We start from the raw sequence: 342 nt of genomic DNA on the forward strand, positions 1-342 counted from the left end.
TTGTAGTAGTAGAAGTTGCGGTTGTTGAAGTGGTTGTACTTGCTGTAGCGGAAATTGTCGTTGCCGAAGTAGTCGTGCTTGTGATGGTGGAAATTGTGGTTGTTGAAGTGGTCGTGCTTGTGGTGGTGGAAGTAGTGGTTTTTAAAGTTGTTGTGCTTGTGGTGGTGGAAGTTGCCGTTGTTGAAGTGGTTGTGCTTGTAGTAGCGGAAGTTGTAGTTATCGAAGCAGTCGTGCTTGTAGTAGTAGAAGTTGCGGTTGTTGAAGTGGTCGTGTTTGTGGTGGTGGAAGTAGTCGTTGTTGAAGTAGCTGTGCTTGTGGCAGTGGAAGTCGTGGTTTTTAAAG

At 45.9% G+C, this 342-nt stretch carries 1 pseudogene; it reads right to left on the minus strand.

Features of this window, described 5'->3' with window-relative positions:
- Positions 1-342: pseudogene (locus RUMCAL_RS15930) on the minus strand (hypothetical protein); the annotation flags it as partial.

The sequence above is a fragment of the Ruminococcus callidus ATCC 27760 genome, assembly GCF_000468015.1.
Classification (GTDB): domain Bacteria; phylum Bacillota; class Clostridia; order Oscillospirales; family Ruminococcaceae; genus Ruminococcus_C; species Ruminococcus_C callidus.